This is a genomic window from Bacillus cereus group sp. BfR-BA-01379, assembly GCF_022663605.1.
GTDB lineage: Bacteria > Bacillota > Bacilli > Bacillales > Bacillaceae_G > Bacillus_A > Bacillus_A mobilis.
On sequence record NZ_JAKUFT010000065.1, the window covers coordinates 1 to 20,864 of the forward strand.

Consider the following 20,864-nt stretch of genomic DNA (forward strand, 5'->3'; position numbering starts at 1 on the left):
ATTAGGGGGAAGGTTCATGAAAAAGAAAAGTTTAGCATTAGTGTTAGCGACAGGAATGGCAGTTACAACGTTTGGAGGGACAGGCTCTGCATTTGCGGATTCTAAAAATGTGCTCTCTACGAAGAAGTACAATGAGACGGTGCAGTCACCTGAGTTTATTTCTGGTGATTTAACTGGAGCGACTGGCAAGAAAGCAGAATCTGTTGTGTTTGATTACTTAAACGCAGCAAAAGGTGATTACAAGCTAGGGGAAAAGAGTGCGCAAGATTCTTTCAAAGTGAAACAAGTGAAGAAAGATGCTGTAACTGATTCAACAGTAGTACGTTTGCAACAAGTTTACGAAGGAGTACCTGTATGGGGGTCTACTCAAGTAGCTCACGTAAGTAAAGATGGCTCTTTAAAAGTATTGTCTGGAACAGTTGCGCCTGATTTAGACAAAAAGGACAAGTTGAAAAATAAAAATAAGATCGAAGGCGCAAAAGCAATTGAAATCGCGCAAAAAGATTTAGGGGTTACACCTAAATATGAGGTAGAACCAAAAGCGGACTTATATGTATATCAAAACGGTGAAGAAACAACATATGCATACGTTGTAAACTTGAACTTCTTAGATCCAAGTCCAGGAAACTACTACTATTTCATTGAAGCAGACAGCGGTAAAGTGTTAAATAAATATAATACAATTGATCATGTGACGAATGATGATAAGTCTCCGGTTAAACAAGATGCTCCTAAGCAGGATGCAAAAGCGGTTATAAAGCCTGTAACAGGAACAAATAAAGTAGGAACTGGTAAAGGTGTATTAGGAGACACGAAGTCGCTTAATACAACATTATCTGGATCATCTTACTACTTACAAGACAATACTCGCGGAGCGACGATTTTCACATATGATGCGAAAAACCGTTCAACATTACCAGGGACATTATGGGCAGATGCAGATAATGTTTTCAATGCAGCGTATGATGCAGCGGCAGTAGATGCTCATTACTATGCAGGTAGAACATATGATTATTATAAAGCTACATTTAATAGAAACTCTATTAATGATGCAGGAGCACCGTTAAAATCAACTGTGCATTATGGAAGTAAGTATAATAATGCATTCTGGAACGGCTCACAAATGGTATACGGAGATGGTGATGGTGTAACATTCACTTCATTATCGGGTGGTATTGATGTAATTGGTCACGAATTAACGCATGCGGTTACGGAAAATAGCTCGAATTTAATTTATCAAAATGAATCGGGAGCGCTAAATGAAGCAATTTCTGATATCTTTGGTACTTTAGTAGAATTCTATGATAATCGTAATCCAGATTGGGAGATTGGTGAAGATATTTACACTCCTGGAAAAGCAGGAGATGCGCTTCGCTCTATGAGTGATCCAGCGAAATATGGTGACCCAGACCATTACTCTAAGCGTTACACTGGTTCAAGTGATAACGGTGGAGTTCATACGAACAGTGGTATCATTAACAAACAAGCTTATTTATTAGCGAATGGCGGTACACATTCTGGTGTAACTGTAACTGGTATCGGTAAAGACAAGCTAGGTGCAATTTATTACCGTGCAAACACGCAATATTTCACTCAATCTACTACATTTAGCCAAGCTCGTGCTGGTGCAGTACAAGCTGCAGCTGATTTATATGGTGCGACTTCTGCGGAAGTAGCAGCAGTTAAGCAATCATTTAGTGCTGTTGGTATAAACTAAGGTTTTAAGAGATAGCTATTAATAAAATACCTCAAAAATAAAGAAGGAGCATAGGCTCCTTCTTTATTTTTTTCTCCATTTTTTCCACAAATAATACAATCCAATACAACCTGCGATTGTTACAATCCACTTTGCTTCGTTTGTACCGTTTATAACATGGTATGCAGAATATACTTCAATTAATAAGGACGGTATTTTACCTATTGTACTGGCAATACTGAAGGATAGTAATGACATTTTGCCTAGAGCGGCAAATAAAGTAACGATACTTGATGGAATGAAAGGTATGAATCGAAACGATAGAACGAGTAGAAAGGCCTCTCTACCTTCTACGTAAAGAAGACGTTCTACCTTAGGATACTTATTTACTTTATCGTGAGTGAACTTTTGAAGGCCTATACGATAAATATAAAACGAAATAATAGCCCCTAAGGCCTCACCTATGATCGAAATGATTGTGCCGTTTACTACGCCAAAGAGCTGTATGTTAATGGCGGTCAAAAAAATACTAGGGATGAAACCTAAAAGACTGATGATGATGTTGATTAAGATACTAAGTGGAATTGCGATTGAATAATAGTCTGTTAAGAAGTTTTGAATTGTTTCAGCCATTGTTTAAAATCCTTTATCTTTTTTTGCATTACACCATATTTCTATTGTGTAGGCAAGTGCAAATTTACATAATGTAGGGAAATGTTGATAAAACACCATCAATATACCTTATATGGGTATTAGGTATATTGAAAAGGGGGTATATTTATTTTTTTGGAAAATAACCAAAAAAACCTTTTTTAAAAGGGGTTATTTGGTTGTATTAGGGTTGAATTAACTCGGGAAATAATTAGAAAAACATGGGGGTATATTTACAGAAGGGTCGAAAATAGTGTTTTTATGAAAATCCGGTGGTAATATGGCAAAATTGATGAGGAATTTAAAAAATGTATATGTTTTTTCGTTGTGAAATTGACTTTTAGTGAAGTTACGATAATAATCATGGAAGAGGTGATATGATGAAACGAATAAGTAGTCTTTTCTTGAGTGGTTTATTGGCATTCATGCTGATCTTAAGTGGATGTGCAGGAAAAGAACAAAAAACAGAGAAACAAACAGGGAATCAATCGACATCAGTAGAAAAAATTAGTGATAATATTTTAGATGAAATGGAAGGACCACCTAAAAATGGTCATACGATTGAAAGACATGTTGGAAAATCAGAAGAGGATTTGAAGAATCGCTTGAAGACAGATAAAGTATCAGCGGCAAGTACATACTATGATAAGGAAACAGCGACGAAAGCTGTAAAAGATAGTTTGAAACAGCATGATAAGGAAATTCAAGATTGGTTAAAAAATTCTAAAGAGGCTCGTCTTGTATTAAATACAACTCATTCATTCCCGGTTGGAAAAACGGTCATAAAGAAAAATATGAATGTAAAAGACAAGCTAGTAAAAACTGTTACTGTTTTGGCGAGAGATAAGTCAGGAGATTTAGGATATAAGATCATTACTTCTTATCCATCTGACAAATAAGAAGGGGGAGTACATATGTATACGACATTACAATACTTTCTTAAATCGTACTGTACGTTAAGTGTTCATGAAGAGGAAATAGTAGGCGTGATGGAAGAGTTTATAGAGCAAGAGGATGAAGAACTTGTTTTGAAATTACGCGATGAATTATTATATATGAAGAAAAAGAATACTTGGGAAGAGGCGTGCGTATTAGCTGCGAAGCAAGGAAATCGCATGTGGTCTTTAGAAGAAACGAAAGACCATCTCGAAGCTTTTTTACTATTATTGCAAAAGAAAAAGGCGTGACTAAATCACGCCTTTTTCTTTTTGGAAATTTACCTGTTTATTAGCACCTCATTGTTTTGGAGCGCTTTTATATACGCTTTTTGAAATTTGTCCATTTGAGATTACTTCACCGTTTTGTGTTACTTTTTTGTACGTTACCGCTGTTATTTTGTCATTAGCTCTACTAATTACTTGAGAAGAAACTTCAACATTTTTACCAGTATTTGTGCCGAAAATACGAGTAGTAATACTACCTCCATTTGAAAATGCTTGAATATAAATATGATTGCCTGTATTGTTTTTAAATTTTAAATCCGGACCATAATCTGCCACTGCTGCATCTTGCCCAAGTGGTAAATAATTTACGGGCATGGAATGATTGCTTCGAGAAACAATTCCTAAATCTGCCCTTAAAGCGGCGCTATATAAAGTACTACTAACTTGGCAAACGCCTCCACCTGCACTTTGTATAACTTTACCTTCTGAAAATACTGCTGCGGATTTATAACCATGTGCAGCATCCGTTACGCCAACACGGCCATTAAAACTAAACGTTTCATCAGGTGCGACAATAACTCCACTTAAAGTATTAGCTGACTTATTTACGTTATAGGATTGGTTTCCATTACGACCAGCCATTGGGGTTGAATATTCAGCAATTACTTCTTTAATCCCCATTTTCTGTATATCTTCTGTAGAACGCTCAGGTTTTAAGAGTGTAACTGGTAACGTAACGTCTGATGTGCCAGAAGTAATGGCCTGTTTCGTTAAATCAGTTAACTTTCCTTTATCAATTTTTTCTCCATTTTGACTTTGGCTAATATTTACTGTAGAGCCTTCAACATTTAATTCGGCATTAACAGGAGTTTTTAATGTGTCATTATATTTATCCTTCATAAAGCTTTCATAAGCAGTTGTATTTAATTGAGCTGTTAATTTATAATCACGTTTTAATTCACCGTTTTCAGCCTGCTTCCGCATTTTGTAACGATTCATTGCATTTCCTTCTTGTTCTTTAAAGATTTTGTCGATAATATCTTTTTCTTTATAATTTATCCCTAAATCTTTCCATGTGTACGTTTGTTTATCATTTTGGAATATGTAGGTAAGAGATTTTTGGTCTAATTCAGTTACCTTTTGATTAATAATTGCTTGAATATCTTTTTTATTTTTTCCATCGAGAGAAATACCTTCAAATGTAGTATTTGGTAATGCAGTAGTATCTAATTGATTATTTAGTTTGGATACATATTGATATCCACCAACACCGCCGATACAAAGTAATATGCCTCCAGTAATTGCAGAACCGATCAGTATTTTACTTAGCTTCATTTATTTCCCCCCAGAAATTTTTGTATAAGTATATGTATTACATTTTTTGTATAAAAATGATGAAAATAACAGTATATACGTACTAGTATACTATTATTTCCACTATGTGTGTAATGTTTTTATAAAAAATGTTACACTGTTGTAATAATTGTCTCTTTTTGTCACAATATGAACGAGAAATATGTTGAAAATTATAATAAAAAGGCTGTCTAGAAAGATCTAGCAGCCTTTTTATTATAATTTTTTATGTTCATTTTTATTCGTAACACCGAGATGTTCTTGTAGTGTTGTCGAAATAGTATTGACGCTTTTTTCATTTGGAACGTAATAATAAATACCACCTATATATTTATCAGTACCTTCTATTTGCATTTTGTCCATTTTTAAATTGGAATCCATTGAATTTTTTGCAATGGTCATCATATCGTCAAAGGTTAAATTTGTCTTTAAGTCTTTATCGACAGCGTCGAGTAGACCACCAATTTTATTAATAGAATTAAGAGATAGTGCTTTTTCAGCGATAGCTTCTAAAACAAGCTGTTGTCGTTGACCACGCATATAATCACTATCGATATGACGTGTTCTAGCTAGTGCTAATGCCTCTTCTCCATTTAAATGTTGACGTCCTTTTTTCAAATGAATAGCATCTGGTTCGTCTTTACTATTTTGTTCTGTGAATTCAACGGGAACATCGACAGTAATACCACCAAGGGAATCGACAATTTTAATAAATGATTTAAAGTTGAATTTTACATAGTAATCAACTGGAACATCTAAAAAGTTCTCTACGGTATCAATCGTGCTGTCTACACCACCGAATACGTGTGCGTGTGTAATTTTATCGTATTTGTCACGTGATTTAATGAAGACACGTGAGTCACGTGGAATACTGACAAGTTTAACAGATTTGTCGTTTTTATTAATTGTTGCAAGTAATAGCGCATCCGTGCGAGTTGCTTTTCCGTAATTCTTGTCCCTAATTTCACTTTCATCAACACCCATAATAAGTACGGAAATGTTGTCAGTCATAGGTTTCACGGCTTTTTCACGTTTGCTGGATTTATCCCCGCGGCCCAGTTCAGAATAGGCATTACTTAATACAGACTTTGCTTTACTGTATATATGGAAGGAATATCCTCCTGCTCCAAGTGCTATAATCAGTAATGGAATAAGAAGGAACCAAAGTAGTCGTTTTTTCTTTGAGAGTCCTTTTTTGGCTCGAGTATCTTTGTTCATATCGGATTTCATCATTTTTTCTCCTTTAAAGCTATCAAAGTGTATACATCTAGAAGCGCATTCAAACACATAAAAAATATTGTACGCTAAATAAAAGCGATTGTACATGTATAAAAAATAGATGTCTTGATTATTTATAAAGACATCTATTCGTTATTGTATACAAAAGATAGGGATAAGAAAATGATAAAATTTTACCTGATTACAACATAATGCTTACGATAATTGCAGATAAAATACTGACGAGAGTAGCTCCGTATAGTAATTTAAGGCCAAATCTGGCAACAACGTTTCCTTGTTCTTCGTTTAATCCTTTTACCGCACCTGAAATAATACCGATAGAAGAAAAGTTGGCAAAAGAAACGAGGAAAACAGAAATGATACCCACTGTACGAGGAGAAAGGCTATTAGAAATTTTACTAAGGTCCATCATTGCTACAAATTCATTTGTTACAAGCTTTGTTGCCATAATGCTACCAGCTGTGACAATTTCGGAACTTGGTACACCGATAAGGAATGCAACAGGTGCAAATACGTAGCCGATTAATTGCTGGAAATTAATGCCGAATATAATGAGGAATAGGTCATTAATGCAGCTCATTAATGCGACGAATCCGATGAGCATAGCGCCGACAACAATAGCTACGCGAAAGCCATCTAGAATGTATTCTCCAAGCATTTCAAAAAAGCTTTGCTTTTCGCCTTTAATCTCTAAAATATCTTCGTCATCTTTAACGTCGTAAGGATTAATGATGAGCACGATAATAAAACCACTAAATAAATTGAGGACGAGTGCGGTTACTACATATTTAGGTTCGATCATTGTCATATAGGCACCTACGATAGACATAGATACGGTTGACATGGCAGAAGCACAAAGTGTATAAAGACGGTGTTTTGGAATTTGAGCTAATTGTTTTTTTACCGTAATAAAAACTTCTGATTGGCCGACAATGGCAGAGGCGATAGCGTTGTAAGATTCTAATTTCCCAAGACCATTTATTTTACTAAGGAAGTAACCGATCCAACGAATAAAAAATGGTAGTATTTTGAAATGTTGTAGTATACCAATTAAGACAGAAATGAAGACAATTGGTAATAGTACAGTAAGGAAAAATGACATTTCACCTTTATTGGCAAGACCGCCAAATACGAAGTTTATACCATCAGCAGCATACTCGAGTAGCTTTGTAAACAGACTGGAAATGACCCGAATAAGTATGAGGCCGATTTCTGTATTTAATAATAAATAGGTTAAGATCAACTGTATAATAAGCATGATGAAAATTGGTTTAAATTTAATATGTTTCTTATTGTTGCTAGCAATATAAGCAAGGAAGAAAACAACGATAAGTCCCACGAAAAAAGTAATAAATTTCATAGTAAGCCCCCTAAAAGAGATATTCTGCTATATATGTTTTTCATTTCAAGGGAGAATATGCATCTTTGGTAAAGAAAGGAATAGAGAGAGCATGAATATATGTAGAGTGCACCACGTTGCAATTATTTGTTCAAATTATGAAGTGTCAAAGGATTTTTATACTCGGATATTAGGTTTTAAAGCGATAAATGAAGTATATAGAAAGGAACGAGATTCTTATAAGTTAGATTTATGTGTAGGGGAAGAGTATCAAATTGAATTATTTTCATTTCCAAGTCCGCCTGAGCGCCCAAGTTTCCCGGAAGCGGCTGGACTTAGACATTTAGCATTTGCTGTTACAAATATAGGAGAAGCTGTGAAACATTTAAATGAATGTGGTGTAGAGACTGAATCGATACGTATGGATGAAATAACCGGAAAAAAATTCGTCTTTTTCCAAGATCCTGATGGGCTACCTTTAGAATTGTATGAGGTTTGAAATTGGTGAATTTTATATAGGGTTGCTTTTGCGTAAATGAAGAAACTAAAGTGAAACTTCTTTTTTAAAGGAGGTGTAACTTTAGCTAAGAAAGCTAAAGGGCATATGTGGATATTTTAAAATTATTGATGGTAGTCATTCTTATTGCATTAACAGGTTTTTTTGTAGCTGTTGAGTTTGCAATTATTAAGGTGCGTAGCAGTCGTATTGATCAACTCGTTAGTGAAAAACGACGAGGAGCATTGGCAGCTAAAAAAGTAACTTCAAATTTAGATGAGTATTTATCAGCATGTCAGTTAGGTATTACAATTACTGCTTTAGGACTTGGGTGGTTAGGCGAGCCGACTATAAAACATTTACTCGAGCCGTTGTTTTTAAAACTACACTTATCTCCTGCAATTGCAAGTACAGTTTCGTTTATTATTGCCTTTGCAGTGATTACGTTTTTACACGTTGTCATTGGTGAACTTGCTCCGAAGACGCTCGCTATACAAAGGGCAGAGCAAGTTAGCTTATTATTATCGAAGCCAATTATTTACTTTTACCGAGTAATGTATCCGTTTATTTGGGCTTTAAATGGTTCAGCAAGGGTTGTGACAGGGTTATTCGGGTTACATCCGGCTTCTGAACATGAAGTTGCTCATTCGGAGGAAGAATTACGATTAATCTTATCTGAGAGTTATGAGAGCGGAGAGATTAATCAAAGGGAATTTAAATATGTAAATAATATTTTTGAATTTGATAATAGAGTTGCAAAGGAAATTATGGTACCTCGTACGGAAGTTGTAGGTTTATATGAGGATGAACCATTTGAAACACATATTAAAATAATCGCACAAGAAAAATATACGAGGTATCCCGTATTTGGTGAAGATAAAGATGAAATTATTGGGATGGTTAATGTAAAGGATTTATTTATTCGTTATATGGATGGTAATCGAGATGAGGAGTGCTCGATTACACCGTATACAAGGCCAGTTATTGAAGTACTAGAAAATATTCCTATACATGATTTACTATTACAAATGCAAAGAAAACGAATCCCATTAGCTGTATTATATGATGAATATGGTGGTACAGCGGGGATTGTTACATTAGAAGATATTTTAGAAGAAATTGTTGGAGAAATCCGAGATGAATACGATGAAGACGAGCACCCGCCTGTAGAGCATGTAAGTGAAGGGTGTAAAATCGTAGAGGGAAAAGTGCTTATTAGTGAAGTAAATGATTTATTTGGCATACACTTAATTGCTGAGGATGTAGATACAATTGGTGGCTGGATTATGGTACAAAAGCAAATTGTTGCTGAAGGAGATGTTATTGAAAAACACGGCTTTTCTTTTAAAGTTCTCGAAAAGGATATGCATCAAATTAAACGAGTGGAAATAAAGAAGGTAGAAGAATGATTTTCTATAAATTGTTATCCCGCTATATTTGTGGGCAGTAAGACCCCACCTCAAAATTCGGCGAAAGCGAAGAAGTTAGGTGGGGGATGAACAAAATCCCCACTGATTAAGGTGTCACTTTATAAAAGGTATATATAGAAAAATAAATGTTTGCGCTTTCAAAAGAGGTGCTATATAGTGAAGGTGGATACTGAAAAATTCTTCTGAATGATACTCGTATTTTTAGATGGCGAATTTTTTAGATAAGGATTTAGAATGAAAAGCATAGGTGATGAAAATGATAGCAACGAAGGATATACGTATAGAAAAAGATTTTTTAGGTGAAAAGGAAGTACCGAGTGTAGCTTATTATGGTGTACAAACATTACGTGCTGTTGAAAACTTCCCGATTACAGGATATCGCATTCATCCGTCACTCATTACGGCAATGGCAATTGTGAAAAAAGCGGCGGCACTTGCAAATATGGATACTGGTTACTTAGCTAAAGACATTGGACATGAAATTGCAGAAGCGGCGCAAGAAATTGTTGATGGAAAATTCCATGATCAATTTATCGTGGATCCAATCCAAGGCGGTGCTGGAACTTCTATTAATATGAATACAAATGAAGTAATCGCTAATCGAGCGTTAGAACGTATGGGATATGAAAAAGGTGAGTATGCGAAAATTAGTCCAAACACGCATGTGAACATGGCTCAATCGACGAATGATGCGTTTCCAACAGGAATTCATATTGCAACTCTTATGATGTTAGAAGAACTTCTTATTACAATGGAAGAACTTCATGCTGCTTTCCGTGCAAAAGCAAAAGAGTTTGATCACGTCATTAAAATGGGACGTACACATTTACAAGATGCTGTTCCGATTCGTCTTGGACAAGAATTTGAAGCGTATAGCCGCGTGCTTGAGCGTGATATAAAAAGAATTAAACAGTCTCGCCAACATTTATATGAAGTGAACATGGGGGCGACAGCTGTTGGTACGGGATTAAATGCAAACCCTACGTACATTGAACAAGTGGTTAAACACTTGCGAACATTTAGTGGATTCCCACTTGTTGGTGCAGAGCATTTAGTTGATGCAACGCAAAACACAGATGCATACACAGAAGTATCTGCAGCATTAAAAGTATGTATGATGAACATGTCTAAAATTGCGAATGACCTTCGTATTATGGCATCTGGTCCACGTGTTGGATTGGCGGAAATTCAATTACCAGCTCGTCAGCCAGGTTCATCTATTATGCCAGGTAAAGTAAATCCTGTTATGGCAGAAGTAATTAATCAAGTTGCTTTCCAAGTAATTGGTAATGATCATACAATTTGCTTAGCATCAGAAGCAGGACAATTAGAGTTAAACGTAATGGAGCCTGTACTCGTGTTTAATTTAATTCAATCTATTAGTATTATGAATAACGGATTCCGCGTATTCCGTGAATATTGTATTAAAGGAATTACAGCAAATGAAGAATTGCTCAAGCAATATGTGGAGAAGAGTGTTGGAATTATTACGGCAGTTAACCCTCATATTGGTTACGAAGCAGCATCTCGTATTGCACGTGAGGCAATTGAAACAGGAAAATCTGTTAGGGAGTTATGCTTAGAACATGGTGTACTGACAGAAGAAGAATTGGATATTATTTTGGATCCATTCGAAATGACGCATCCTGAAATTGCTGGTGCTTCTTTACTAAAGAATAAGAAGATGTAATGTAATGTGAAAAAACACCGATCCGTTTGGATCGGTGTTTTATTTTTAAAAGATGTTAAATACAGAATTTAATTGAAGTAAGCTAATGATAGCTAAGAAGATTAAACTGTATTTCATTGCTGTTTTAAATAGGACAGATTCTTTACCAACTAGTCCAACTGCTGCACAAGCAACTGCTACAGATTGTGGTGAAACCATTTTTGCCATTGTACCACCTACTACGTTTAATGCAACAAGAGTAGAAGGAACGATGTTTAATTGATCTGCAGTTACTGCTTGAAGCGGTGCAAATAATGAACCACTTGATACTACTGATCCTGTAATGAATACGCCAATCCATCCTAAGATCGGAGAAAGAACAGGGAATGCATTACCTGTAGAAGAGAATGCAAGTCCAAGTGTAGATGACATACCAGAGTAGTTCTCTACGTAAGCTAAAGCGATAACGCTACAAATTGTATATACTGGAGCTTTTAGTTCTTTCATTGTTTCAACCATTAATTCTTTAACCATTTTACCTTTTACGCGGTATACGATAAGTGAAACGATAATTGCTAATACGATTGCAGTAGTTGTAGATGAGAATACATCAAACTTGAAAACAGCTGCGAAAGGTGTATCAGCTTTTGTAATAGGTGTAGTTTTCATAACAGCATTATGAAGACCAGGGAATTGAATGTTAAATACTAAGTTTGCTAGTGCGCCATCCGGAGCAAATAAAGCTTTAATTGGTTTTAAATTAAAGATTGTTACGAATGCAGTTAAGAATACGAATGGAGACCAGGCATATAAAATTTGATTGAATGTATGAGATACTTTTTCTTCTTGTTTTTCTTCTTTAGTAGAAGATTTTGGCTGCCAAACACGTAAGAATAATGCAAGAGAGATCATGCTTACAACGGCTGCGAAAATATTAGTAAGTTCTGCACCTAAGAAGTAAGTTACAACGAACTGAGTAACCGCGAAAGAAACACCACTTACAAGAATACCTTGCCAAGTTTCTTTAATACCTTTAATTCCATCAACCATTGATACAAGTAAGAAAGGTAAAACAATACTAATGAAAGGTAAAATAAGAACAGTTTGACGACCGATAGTTAATGCATCTAGTTCAGTTAATTGTGCTGGTACTGTAACTGGGATACCCATAGCACCCATAGCACCACCAGCGATGTTTGCTACTAAACAAATACCTGCTGCTTTTAATGGGTTAAAGCCCATACCTACAAGTAATGCAGCTGTAATAGCAACTGGAACCCCTAGCCCAGCTGCGCCTTCTAAGAAAGCACCGAAAGAATAAGCGATTAATAATACTTGTAAACGTTGGTCATTTGTAATGCTTGAGATACTATCACGAATGACATTGAATTGCTCTGTTTTAACAGTTAATTTGTAAAGGAAAATTGCTGCGATAACGATAGTACAAATTGGATAAAATCCAGATAAAACACCGAATCCGGCAGATGCTACAGCTACAGTTGCTGGCATTTTATAAACGAATATAGCAAGAATAATAGCGACAATCACACTGTAAAGGCCAGCCATATAACTTTTCATTTTCAGTCCCATTAAACAAATGATGAAGCAGAAAATTGGAAGTGCTGCGATTAGTGCAGATAACCAAATATTGTTTAATGGGTCATAAATTTGTGTCCAAGTACTCATAATAATGACAACTCCTATCTATTTTATGTGAAGAAATTCACATTATTTGTGAAACTATTCACAATCAACTTACATGCTTAGTATATTCTCCTTCAACACTATTGTCAACGTAAAAAAGTATAATTATTCCATAATAGTGTTAAAAGAAATGCTTTGTTCATAAAGTAGACAAAAAGCCCACTCAAATAGGTTTGAGTGGGCTAGATGAATTATTTGCATATTATTTTCTTTTAGTTATTTATACATTATTGGTCCTAAAGCTCTATATTAGAGACCGTCATTATATTGAATGGTGTAGCTTGTCCCATTTGATCAAGTCAGAAAGGGGACAGTGAAATGCACTTAATAGGAAGTATTCCGTCACAGTTCAAGCTATTAAATACGAATTAAAAAGCAATAAGTTAATTTTTAATGTTACAGTATCTCTTTTTACTGAAAATTCCTTTTAGTGTAACAAATAGGTTAAGTATACTCCAACTACTTTACGAAAGGTTATCAATTATAGATGGTATTTTACGATATTATTACTGCACGTTGCAATGAGGTGAAAATATAACAAAAAGCTTGATAAAACAACGTTTACAAGCAAAGTATTTGCAGCCCGTTGTTTTGCTTTTTCGTTATATCATATAGTATAATATTCAAAATCAGCAAGGATTATTTCCTGAGTTCTTTGCTGGTTAAGATGGAAAAAAATTTCGGCTTTATAAGTTGATAAAGTTATGTCGTAACAGGAAATATAAGAACAGATATATAAATAAATAAAAAGAAAATAAAAACGAAAATGAGGGGAACTTTATGAGCCAAAATCAATTCGAATGTCGTATTTCAGAAGAAGATGTACAAATGTTAAGAGCGTTAGCGCATCCGTTACGTTTACGCCTAGTAATGGAACTAATGCAACGTGGAACTTGTAATGTAACACAATTACAGGAAGTATTAGAAATTCCACAATCAACGGTTTCGCAACATTTAACGAAATTAAAACAAAATAAAGTAGTGCGCTTTGAAAGACGAGGATTAGAAGTGTATTATCAAATTCATAATGATAAAGTAAGTGAAGTTGTAAAAACATTATTTTCTTAAAATTTGAATATTATGGAAAAAGACGTGTGAGATATACGTCTTTTTTTATTTGTCATAAAGGTAATAGGAAAGAAAATGTTAGCATGTAAGGAAGAAAAGGATATCAATTAACATGTTGCTATATGGAATATATTCTAAAGGGAAAAGAAAAGATAGAAAGGAGTGTAGCAAGTAAAAAGGAGGAATAGTAGTATGGATGTAAAACGTGTGAAACAAATTTTATCTTCTTCAAGTAGAATTGATGTTACATATGAGGGCGTACCAGTATGGATTGAGAGCTGTGACGAGCAGAGTGGGGTTGCGCAGGTGTATGATGTATCTAATCCTGGAGAAAGCGTTCACGTGAATGTGACGGCTTTAGAGGAGAAGTAATAGAAAAGACGCTTCTAAATGTTTAGAAGCGTCTTTTATTTCTTATTCCATCATATGTGCAATTTTCTTAGAGAACATAAGAAGTACTAATCCTAGCACGATTACGATAACACCGATGCTTGCGAATACTTCTAAATATCCTAAAGATTGAGTGAAAGCAGCTAATTGTCCTGCTAATAAGTTTGCGAAGCCAGTACCAGCTAACCATACACCCATTAATAATGATGCTAATTTAACAGGAGCGATTGCACTTACCATAGATAATCCGATTGGTGATAAGAATAATTCACCAATTGTATGGAACATGTAAGTGAATACAATGAATAGTAAGTTTGCTTTCATTGTAATGTTACCTTCGTCGCTACCAGTTTTTAATACAGCTAAAGTTAGAACTAAATATCCAATCCCTAGTAAAATCATACCTAAAGCCATTTTTGTTGGGATTTTTAAATCACCATTTTTTGTTTTTGAAAGTTTAATCCATAATGCAGAAACCGGTAATGCTAGTAAGATAATGAATAGTGGGTTTACAGATTGGAACCAAGGTGTTGGAATTGTAAATCCACCAATTGTACGATCTACGAACTTATCTGTGTAAAGTGTTAAAGAACTACCAGCTTGTTCAAATCCTGCCCAGAAGAATACAACGAAACAAGTTAAAATTAAAATTGCAGTAGTACGTTTTTTCTCTTGTGTTGTTAAAGGCTTTTTCTCAATTGCTTTTGCATTTTTTTCTTTAGACTTTTTACCGACAACAGTTGTTCCAATAGACCCTAAGTAACGAGGTGCTAAGAAATTAAAGGCAAGCTGTCCAATAATCATACCGATACAAGCTGTTAAGAAACCGTATCTATAATCTGCGAAGTAACCGCAAATGAATGGAGCAATAAGAGCCCCTAAGTTAATTCCCATGTAGAAGATAGTGAAGGCACTATCACGACGAGAATCGTTTTCGCTATATAATTGACCTAATAAAGTCGAAATATTTGGTTTGAAGAATCCGTTACCAATAACTAATAATCCTAATCCTAAAAATAGTCCAGTTTTAGTGTTCATTGAAAATAGTACAAAGTTACCAATTGCCATAATGATACCACCAATAGTAATGGCATGGCGCTTCGTAATGAAATGGTCAGTTAACCAACCACCGATAATTGGTGTGAAGTATACTAACATTGTGAAAATACCGTAAATTTGAACTGCAACTGCTTTATCAAATCCTAAACCGCCGCTTACTAAGCTCGTTGTTAAATAAAGAACTAATAAGCCACGCATTCCGTAATAACTAAATCTTTCCCATGCCTCTGTAAAGAACAACAAATATAATCCTGGTGGATGTTTTTTTGGTGATTGTTGCTCTCCAGCTTTGTCTAATTTTAAAGCTGCATCCATGTTTGTTTCCCCCTAATCCTGTATAACGGATATTTATGTAATCATTTTAATTTACAAAATATTTAGAAGTCAATAGAATTATATGGAAATAGAAAGAAAATTCCTAAAAAAATTCTATTTTTCTTCAACCGTTACTGTATTTTGCCCTGAAAACGAGATGATAAGCGTTTTCAAATGTAATAATTGAATTCTAAAAGAAAATAAAATAGTGATTAATCAGAAAATTTAGATTAAAATATTTATTCTGATATAGAGAAAATATATTCTATTTACTTTTATAATATAACATATTGGGAATAAAAATACAAAATGAAATAATGTGACATTTAAGTGAATTGAAAAATAACCAGCTCCATAGAAGGGGAGCTGGTTAAGGAAATATTATTTAGCAAAGCGTTTTTCGATATCATCTAATAGTAGGTTAGCGGCCATTACACCACCAGCTGTATTCCAAATAACATCGTCAACTTTGTATGCTTTATTATTTTTCACTGCATTTAAGTTTTTAAATAGAGGATCATTAATATATTCTTTTTCTAATTCGGAACCTTTTTTCTCGTTTCCTTTATCGAATGTGAAGTAGAATAATACATCGCCATCCATTGCAGAAATACGTTCTTTAGATACGTTACGCTCCGCGAAGTCATCTTTATTTTGATCACCAGGACGTTTAAATCCAAGTTCTTTTAAAATTACACCAGAGAATGTATCACCGTGATAAATACGAACATCACCAGGCATGAAGCGAACCATAGAGATTTCTTGATTTACTTTATCGCCAAGTTTGGCTTTTAAATCTTTCATACTTTTATCGTAATCAGCTAAAACCTTTTGACCTTCTTTTTCTTTATTTAATGCTTTTGCATAAAATTTGAAGTTATCTTTCCATTCACCACGTAGCGTCTCAGAGAACACAGTAGGTGCAATTGCTGTTAGTTGCTCGTACACTTTTTCATGACGCATTTTGTTACCGATAATTAAGTCTGGTTTTAAAGAAGCGATTGTTTCCACGTTCACTTGTCCTTCATCACCAACAACTTTTACATCTTTCATTTTATCTTTAATATGTGGATACCATGGATCACCGGTCCAAGATTTTACAGCCCCAACTGGTTTCACACCTAATTCAAGTAAAGCTTCAGTTCCCTCATTTGTTAAAATAACTACACGTTTTGGAGTAGCAGGAACTTCTGTTTTACCCATTGCATGTTCAACCGTAATCATTTCTTTTTTCGTGTCTTCTTTTGTTTCCTCTTTCGTATTTGATTTTCCACAAGCACTTAAAAGTAATGAAAAGGCTAGTAAAAATACAAATACTGTAAACGATTTCTTTCGTGTTAAATTCATTATGTACCCCCTACATACTGAGAAGTTTTTTCAATAGCAAGCATGATAATAATACTTCATGGTCCAATTGTCAATGAAAATAATTCTCAATATCGTTGACAATGAGAATTAAGTTGAAATACACTTACAACGTATCATTATACATTGAAGGGGAAACGCTGCATGTTATTAAAAACAAATCAAGCAAAATGGATTGGGTTATTTGTTGGAATCATTGCAGTCGTTATTTGTATTTGGGGAAGTATTATTTTCGGATATACAAATACGAGCTGGAAATTAGCGTTAGATGCTTTTTTTCATTTTAATGGTTCCAATGAACATATTATTATTCAAAATGTGCGTCTACCAAGAGCATTAATTGCAGCTAGTGTTGGTGCTAGTTTAGCCATTGCAGGTTGTCTTATGCAAACTTTAACGAAGAATCCACTTGCCTCTCCAGATTTTATTGGATTAAATTCAGGTGCTGCGTTTTTCATAGTTGTAGCAATTGTTATTTTTTCCGTGACATCATTATCGGCTTTCACGTGGATTGCCTTTTTAGGGGCAGCAGTTGCAGCTGTACTTGTATTTGCTTCTAGTTCTTTAGGAAAAGAAGGGACAACGCCTCTTAAGTTAACGTTAGCGGGGGTCGCAATTAGTGCGTTATTTTCATCATTAACACAAGGATTACTTGTGTTAAATGAAAAGGCGCTTGAAGAGGTATTATTTTGGCTTGCCGGATCTGTACAAGGAAGAAAGTTAGAAATTTTACAATCTGTATTCCCATATTTATTAGTAGGCTGGATTGCATCTCTTATGATGGCAGGAAAAGTAAATACATTAATGATGGGGGAAGACGTTGCAAAAGGACTTGGACAACGAACGATTTTAATGAAATCATTCGTACTATTTATTATTGTCCTGCTGTCTGGTGGTTCAGTTGCGGTCGCTGGTCCAATTGGATTTATTGGTATTGTTACTCCGCATTTTGCCAGATTTCTTGTTGGAGTAGATCACAGGTGGAGAGTACCGTATAGCGGGTTGTTAGGTGCAATACTATTAATCTTAGCTGATATAGCAGCAAGGTATGTCATTATGCCACAAGAAGTACCAGTAGGGGTTATGACAGCATTTATCGGAGCACCATTCTTTATTTATATTGCACGTAAGAGAGGGCTTAGCAAATGAAGAAGTATATTCCGTTTCGTATAGGAAAAGGCGGGCTCTCGTTTTTAATGTATAAACGAGCTTGTCTCGTCTTAGTCAGTTTACTAGTTGTTTTAATAGGATTATTTTTTGCGAGTGCAGGTATGGGAGACATGAAAATTGCTCCATATGATGTATGGCAAGCGATTACTGGAAATGGCGATGCGATGTCCAATATGGTTGTAAATAAGTTTCGTATGCCGCGTATTTTGATTGCCATCCTTGTAGGAATCGCACTTGCTGTAGCCGGATGTATTTTACAAGGTCTCGTTCGAAATCCACTGGCTTCTCCTGATATCATCGGGATTACAGGTGGTGCAAGTGTTGCAGTTGTATTATTTTTAGCCCTATTTAGTGATAACAATAATGCGTTAACTGTAAGCATTCATTATATGCCGTTAGCAGCCTTTGCTGGGGCAACGATTGTAGCGCTTTTTGTATATTTATTTGCATGGAGAAATGACGGGTTATCACCAATTAGTCTTGTTTTAATTGGTGTTGGGTTTTGGGCATTAACGAAAGCGGCAACGACTTTGTTTATGTTGTTAGCGCCAATCTATCAAGCGAGTCAAGCGAATGTATGGATTACAGGTACTGTTTACGGTTCTTCATGGCAAAACGTTATGGTACTTGCGCCATGGGTTCTCATTTTAACGGTAATATCATTTATAGCTGCTAGACATTTAAATGCGCAAGAGCTAGGGGATGATATTGCGGTAGGACTTGGTGTGCCTTTAACGAAGTCACGCGTATTCATGTTATTACTTAGTACAGCTTTAATTGGTGGAGCAGTTGCCTTTGCCGGAGGAATTGGATTTGTCGGTTTAATGGCACCTCATATTTCACGAAGACTAGTTGGTTCTTTATATGGTGCATTACTCCCAGTTGCGGCGATTGTTGGTGCAATTTTAGTGCTCGCTGCAGATTTAATTGGGCGTACAGTTTTCACACCACTTGAAATTCCAGCAGGGGTATTTACATCAGCAATTGGTGCACCTTATTTTATTTACTTACTTTATAAAAGTCGGAATTCATAAAGGGAGATGAGTATGCAAAAAGCATTGGAGACGAAAAGTTTGACGTTGTCTTATGGTGAAGCAATTATTATTGATGAGCTGAATTTAGAAATTCCCAAAGGCGAAATTACAATCTTTATCGGTTCTAACGGTTGCGGGAAATCAACTTTATTACGTTCACTAGCTAGATTATTAAAGCCAACAACTGGTGATATTTTGTTAGATAATCAAGCGATTCAAAGTATGCAAACGAAGCAAATCGCTCGTCAAATGGCAATTTTACCGCAAGGACCGCAAGCACCAGAAGGGCTTACTGTATTACAACTTGTAAAGCAAGGACGTTATCCATATCAAACGTGGCTGAAGCAATGGTCAGAAAAAGATGAGGAAATGGTACAAAAAGCACTTGCAGCAACAGGTATGACAGAGTTTGCTGAGCGTGATGTGCATGCTCTTTCGGGTGGACAACGTCAACGTGCTTGGATTGCAATGACGCTTGCACAAGATACCGATATTATTTTACTGGATGAGCCTACTACATATTTAGATATGACTCACCAAATTGAAGTGCTAGATTTATTATTCGAATTAAATGAAACAGAACAAAGAACAATTGTTATGGTATTACACGATTTAAATTTAGCATGCCGCTATGCAGACAATATTGTAGCCATTCAAGATAAACAAATATATGCACAAGGTAAGCCGGAAGAAGTAGTAGATGAGAAGCTAGTACGTGATGTATTCCGGATGGAGTGTCAAATCAGTACGGATCCATTATTTGGGACGCCACTTTGTATCCCACATGGAAAAGGAAGACGTATACGTAAAGAGGTTGCTCAAATAATGAGATAATGAAAAAGACGATGAGGATTCATCGTCTTTTTCATTTTTCGCAAGAGAATAAGAGAAAGAGGGGAATTCGTAAACGTCGTTCATATTCTTCTTCGCTCTGAAAATAAGTTTGATTTGGTGTAGCCTCTTTTAAAGATGTAATGGTAAATCCGGCTTGTTGTAACAATGTAAAATATTCTTCTGTTGTACGATGATATTTAATAACTTCTTGGTCAATCCAAGGTTCAACGCGTTTTCCCATTTTAAAATAATCATCGACGAGCCAGCTCGTTCTTTTTCCGCTCGTTTGCAAGCTTTTAAATGAAGAAGTAATAATAGGGTGTTGAACGCTAAAAGTAAGGGTTCCATTTGTTTTTAAAGTTTTGTACACATTTTGAAAAATGATAGGAAGATGGTCAATATAATGTAAGGCGAGTCTAGATGTTACTAAATCAAAAGTAGCAGGAGGGTATGGGTAGTCTTTGAGGTTTAAAAAATGGACGGTCCCATTTTTATTTTCTAGTTGTTTTTTAGCTTTTTCATACATAAGTTCGGAGCCTTCAATACCAGTGTAAGAGTGGCAGCCTTTTTCTAATAACTCCTCACCGAATTTAGCGTCCCCACAGCCTAAATCAAGGATTTGCTTTCCTTTCACATCACCAATGAGTTGAAAGAAGGCTGGTTTTTCAAGTGATTCATTTGGGCTATTTTCTCGGTATCTTCGTTTCATATATTGTTTAAAAAATGCTTCGTTATTATATACATCAGATTCAGTAAATGCCATGATTGAAGCCCCCTTTCATATTTTTTTATTCTACCAAATATGAAAAGTAAATGATAGATTTCTTGTAATGAATCATATATAATCTAGAATTGTAAGCGGTTACTTTAAACTATTTTTCTATAATAA

The 20,864-nt window shown here is 35.2% G+C and carries 19 protein-coding genes; 11 read left to right on the forward strand and 8 right to left on the reverse strand.

Features of this window, described 5'->3' with window-relative positions; genetic code table 11:
* The first annotated feature begins 16 nt into the window (after positions 1 to 16).
* The gene (locus MR113_RS20735) at positions 17 to 1,717 is read left to right on the forward strand and encodes a M4 family metallopeptidase (RefSeq protein ID WP_242256569.1); all 1,701 of its coding nucleotides are present in this window, start codon (positions 17 to 19) and stop codon (positions 1,715 to 1,717) included.
* A 63-nt stretch (positions 1,718 to 1,780) separates the two neighbouring features.
* Here MR113_RS20735 and MR113_RS20740 read toward each other — a convergent pair whose 3' ends face one another.
* Positions 1,781 to 2,329, reverse strand: a complete 549-nt coding sequence (locus MR113_RS20740; protein WP_242256571.1) for a TVP38/TMEM64 family protein — start codon at positions 2,327 to 2,329, stop codon at positions 1,781 to 1,783.
* A gap of 398 nt (positions 2,330 to 2,727) precedes the next feature.
* Between MR113_RS20740 and MR113_RS20745 the strand changes: the two genes are divergently transcribed.
* Together MR113_RS20745 and MR113_RS20750 are read left to right on the forward strand one after the other, a co-directional pair.
* Positions 2,728 to 3,246, forward strand: a complete 519-nt coding sequence (locus tag MR113_RS20745) for an RNase A-like domain-containing lipoprotein (protein ID WP_242256573.1) — start codon at positions 2,728 to 2,730, stop codon at positions 3,244 to 3,246.
* Between the two features lie 15 nt (positions 3,247 to 3,261).
* The gene (locus MR113_RS20750) at positions 3,262 to 3,534 is read left to right on the forward strand and encodes a hypothetical protein (RefSeq protein ID WP_242256575.1); all 273 of its coding nucleotides are present in this window, start codon (positions 3,262 to 3,264) and stop codon (positions 3,532 to 3,534) included.
* 48 nt (positions 3,535 to 3,582) lie between these two features.
* Here MR113_RS20750 and MR113_RS20755 read toward each other — a convergent pair whose 3' ends face one another.
* From MR113_RS20755 to MR113_RS20765, 3 genes are all read right to left on the reverse strand, one after another.
* Complete coding sequence (locus MR113_RS20755; RefSeq protein ID WP_242256577.1) at positions 3,583 to 4,845, reverse strand: VanW family protein; 1,263 nt, start codon at positions 4,843 to 4,845, stop codon at positions 3,583 to 3,585.
* 234 nt (positions 4,846 to 5,079) lie between these two features.
* Positions 5,080 to 6,096: an LCP family protein gene (locus MR113_RS20760; protein ID WP_313895082.1), complete on the reverse strand. Its 1,017-nt coding sequence runs from the start codon at positions 6,094 to 6,096 to the stop codon at positions 5,080 to 5,082.
* 187 nt (positions 6,097 to 6,283) lie between these two features.
* On the reverse strand, positions 6,284 to 7,462 hold the full coding sequence (locus tag MR113_RS20765; RefSeq protein ID WP_242256579.1) for a NupC/NupG family nucleoside CNT transporter: 1,179 nt from the start codon (positions 7,460 to 7,462) through the stop codon (positions 6,284 to 6,286).
* 91 nt (positions 7,463 to 7,553) lie between these two features.
* Here MR113_RS20765 and gloA2 point away from each other — a divergent pair, with 91 nt between their 5' ends.
* The 3 genes from gloA2 (at position 7,554) to aspA (ending at position 11,057) form a co-directional block, all read left to right on the forward strand.
* Positions 7,554 to 7,940 (forward strand): SMU1112c/YaeR family gloxylase I-like metalloprotein, encoded by a 387-nt coding sequence (gene gloA2 / locus MR113_RS20770; RefSeq protein WP_061676966.1) that lies wholly within the window; start codon positions 7,554 to 7,556, stop codon positions 7,938 to 7,940.
* Positions 7,941 to 8,047: 107 nt separating this feature from the next.
* Entirely contained in the window at positions 8,048 to 9,346 is a 1,299-nt protein-coding gene (locus MR113_RS20775) for a hemolysin family protein (protein ID WP_242256583.1), read from the forward strand.
* Between the two features lie 277 nt (positions 9,347 to 9,623).
* A complete protein-coding gene (aspA, locus tag MR113_RS20780; protein WP_000562161.1) occupies positions 9,624 to 11,057 on the forward strand; it encodes an aspartate ammonia-lyase in 1,434 nt (477 codons plus the stop codon).
* 45 nt (positions 11,058 to 11,102) lie between these two features.
* On the opposite strand, the gene MR113_RS20785 is transcribed toward aspA, so the two are convergent.
* Complete coding sequence (locus MR113_RS20785; RefSeq protein ID WP_242256584.1) at positions 11,103 to 12,722, reverse strand: L-lactate permease; 1,620 nt, start codon at positions 12,720 to 12,722, stop codon at positions 11,103 to 11,105.
* Positions 12,723 to 13,520: 798 nt separating this feature from the next.
* Here MR113_RS20785 and MR113_RS20790 point away from each other — a divergent pair.
* Both MR113_RS20790 and MR113_RS20795 read left to right on the forward strand, forming a co-directional pair.
* Complete coding sequence (locus MR113_RS20790) at positions 13,521 to 13,808, forward strand: ArsR/SmtB family transcription factor (RefSeq protein WP_000081429.1); 288 nt, start codon at positions 13,521 to 13,523, stop codon at positions 13,806 to 13,808.
* Positions 13,809 to 14,000: 192 nt separating this feature from the next.
* Entirely contained in the window at positions 14,001 to 14,180 is a 180-nt protein-coding gene (locus tag MR113_RS20795) for an acid-soluble spore protein H (RefSeq protein WP_000382683.1), read from the forward strand.
* Between the two features lie 42 nt (positions 14,181 to 14,222).
* Here MR113_RS20795 and MR113_RS20800 read toward each other — a convergent pair whose 3' ends face one another.
* Positions 14,223 to 15,572, reverse strand: a complete 1,350-nt coding sequence (locus tag MR113_RS20800) for a peptide MFS transporter (protein ID WP_242256586.1) — start codon at positions 15,570 to 15,572, stop codon at positions 14,223 to 14,225.
* A 381-nt stretch (positions 15,573 to 15,953) separates the two neighbouring features.
* Complete coding sequence (locus MR113_RS20805) at positions 15,954 to 16,919, reverse strand: ABC transporter substrate-binding protein (protein WP_242256588.1); 966 nt, start codon at positions 16,917 to 16,919, stop codon at positions 15,954 to 15,956.
* Between the two features lie 162 nt (positions 16,920 to 17,081).
* Here MR113_RS20805 and MR113_RS20810 point away from each other — a divergent pair, with 162 nt between their 5' ends.
* The 3 genes from MR113_RS20810 to MR113_RS20820 are packed head-to-tail and all read left to right on the forward strand — an operon-like array spanning position 17,082 to position 19,975.
* The gene (locus tag MR113_RS20810) at positions 17,082 to 18,086 is read left to right on the forward strand and encodes a FecCD family ABC transporter permease (RefSeq protein WP_242256590.1); all 1,005 of its coding nucleotides are present in this window, start codon (positions 17,082 to 17,084) and stop codon (positions 18,084 to 18,086) included.
* Positions 18,083 to 19,141, forward strand: a complete 1,059-nt coding sequence (locus MR113_RS20815) for a FecCD family ABC transporter permease (protein ID WP_242256592.1) — start codon at positions 18,083 to 18,085, stop codon at positions 19,139 to 19,141. The genes MR113_RS20810 and MR113_RS20815 overlap by 4 nt, the downstream gene beginning before the upstream one ends.
* 12 nt (positions 19,142 to 19,153) lie before the next feature.
* The gene (locus tag MR113_RS20820; protein ID WP_242256593.1) at positions 19,154 to 19,975 is read left to right on the forward strand and encodes an ABC transporter ATP-binding protein; all 822 of its coding nucleotides are present in this window, start codon (positions 19,154 to 19,156) and stop codon (positions 19,973 to 19,975) included.
* Positions 19,976 to 20,006: 31 nt separating this feature from the next.
* On the opposite strand, the gene MR113_RS20825 is transcribed toward MR113_RS20820, so the two are convergent.
* Positions 20,007 to 20,738 (reverse strand): class I SAM-dependent methyltransferase, encoded by a 732-nt coding sequence (locus tag MR113_RS20825; RefSeq protein ID WP_242256595.1) that lies wholly within the window; start codon positions 20,736 to 20,738, stop codon positions 20,007 to 20,009.
* Positions 20,739 to 20,864 lie beyond the last annotated feature (126 nt).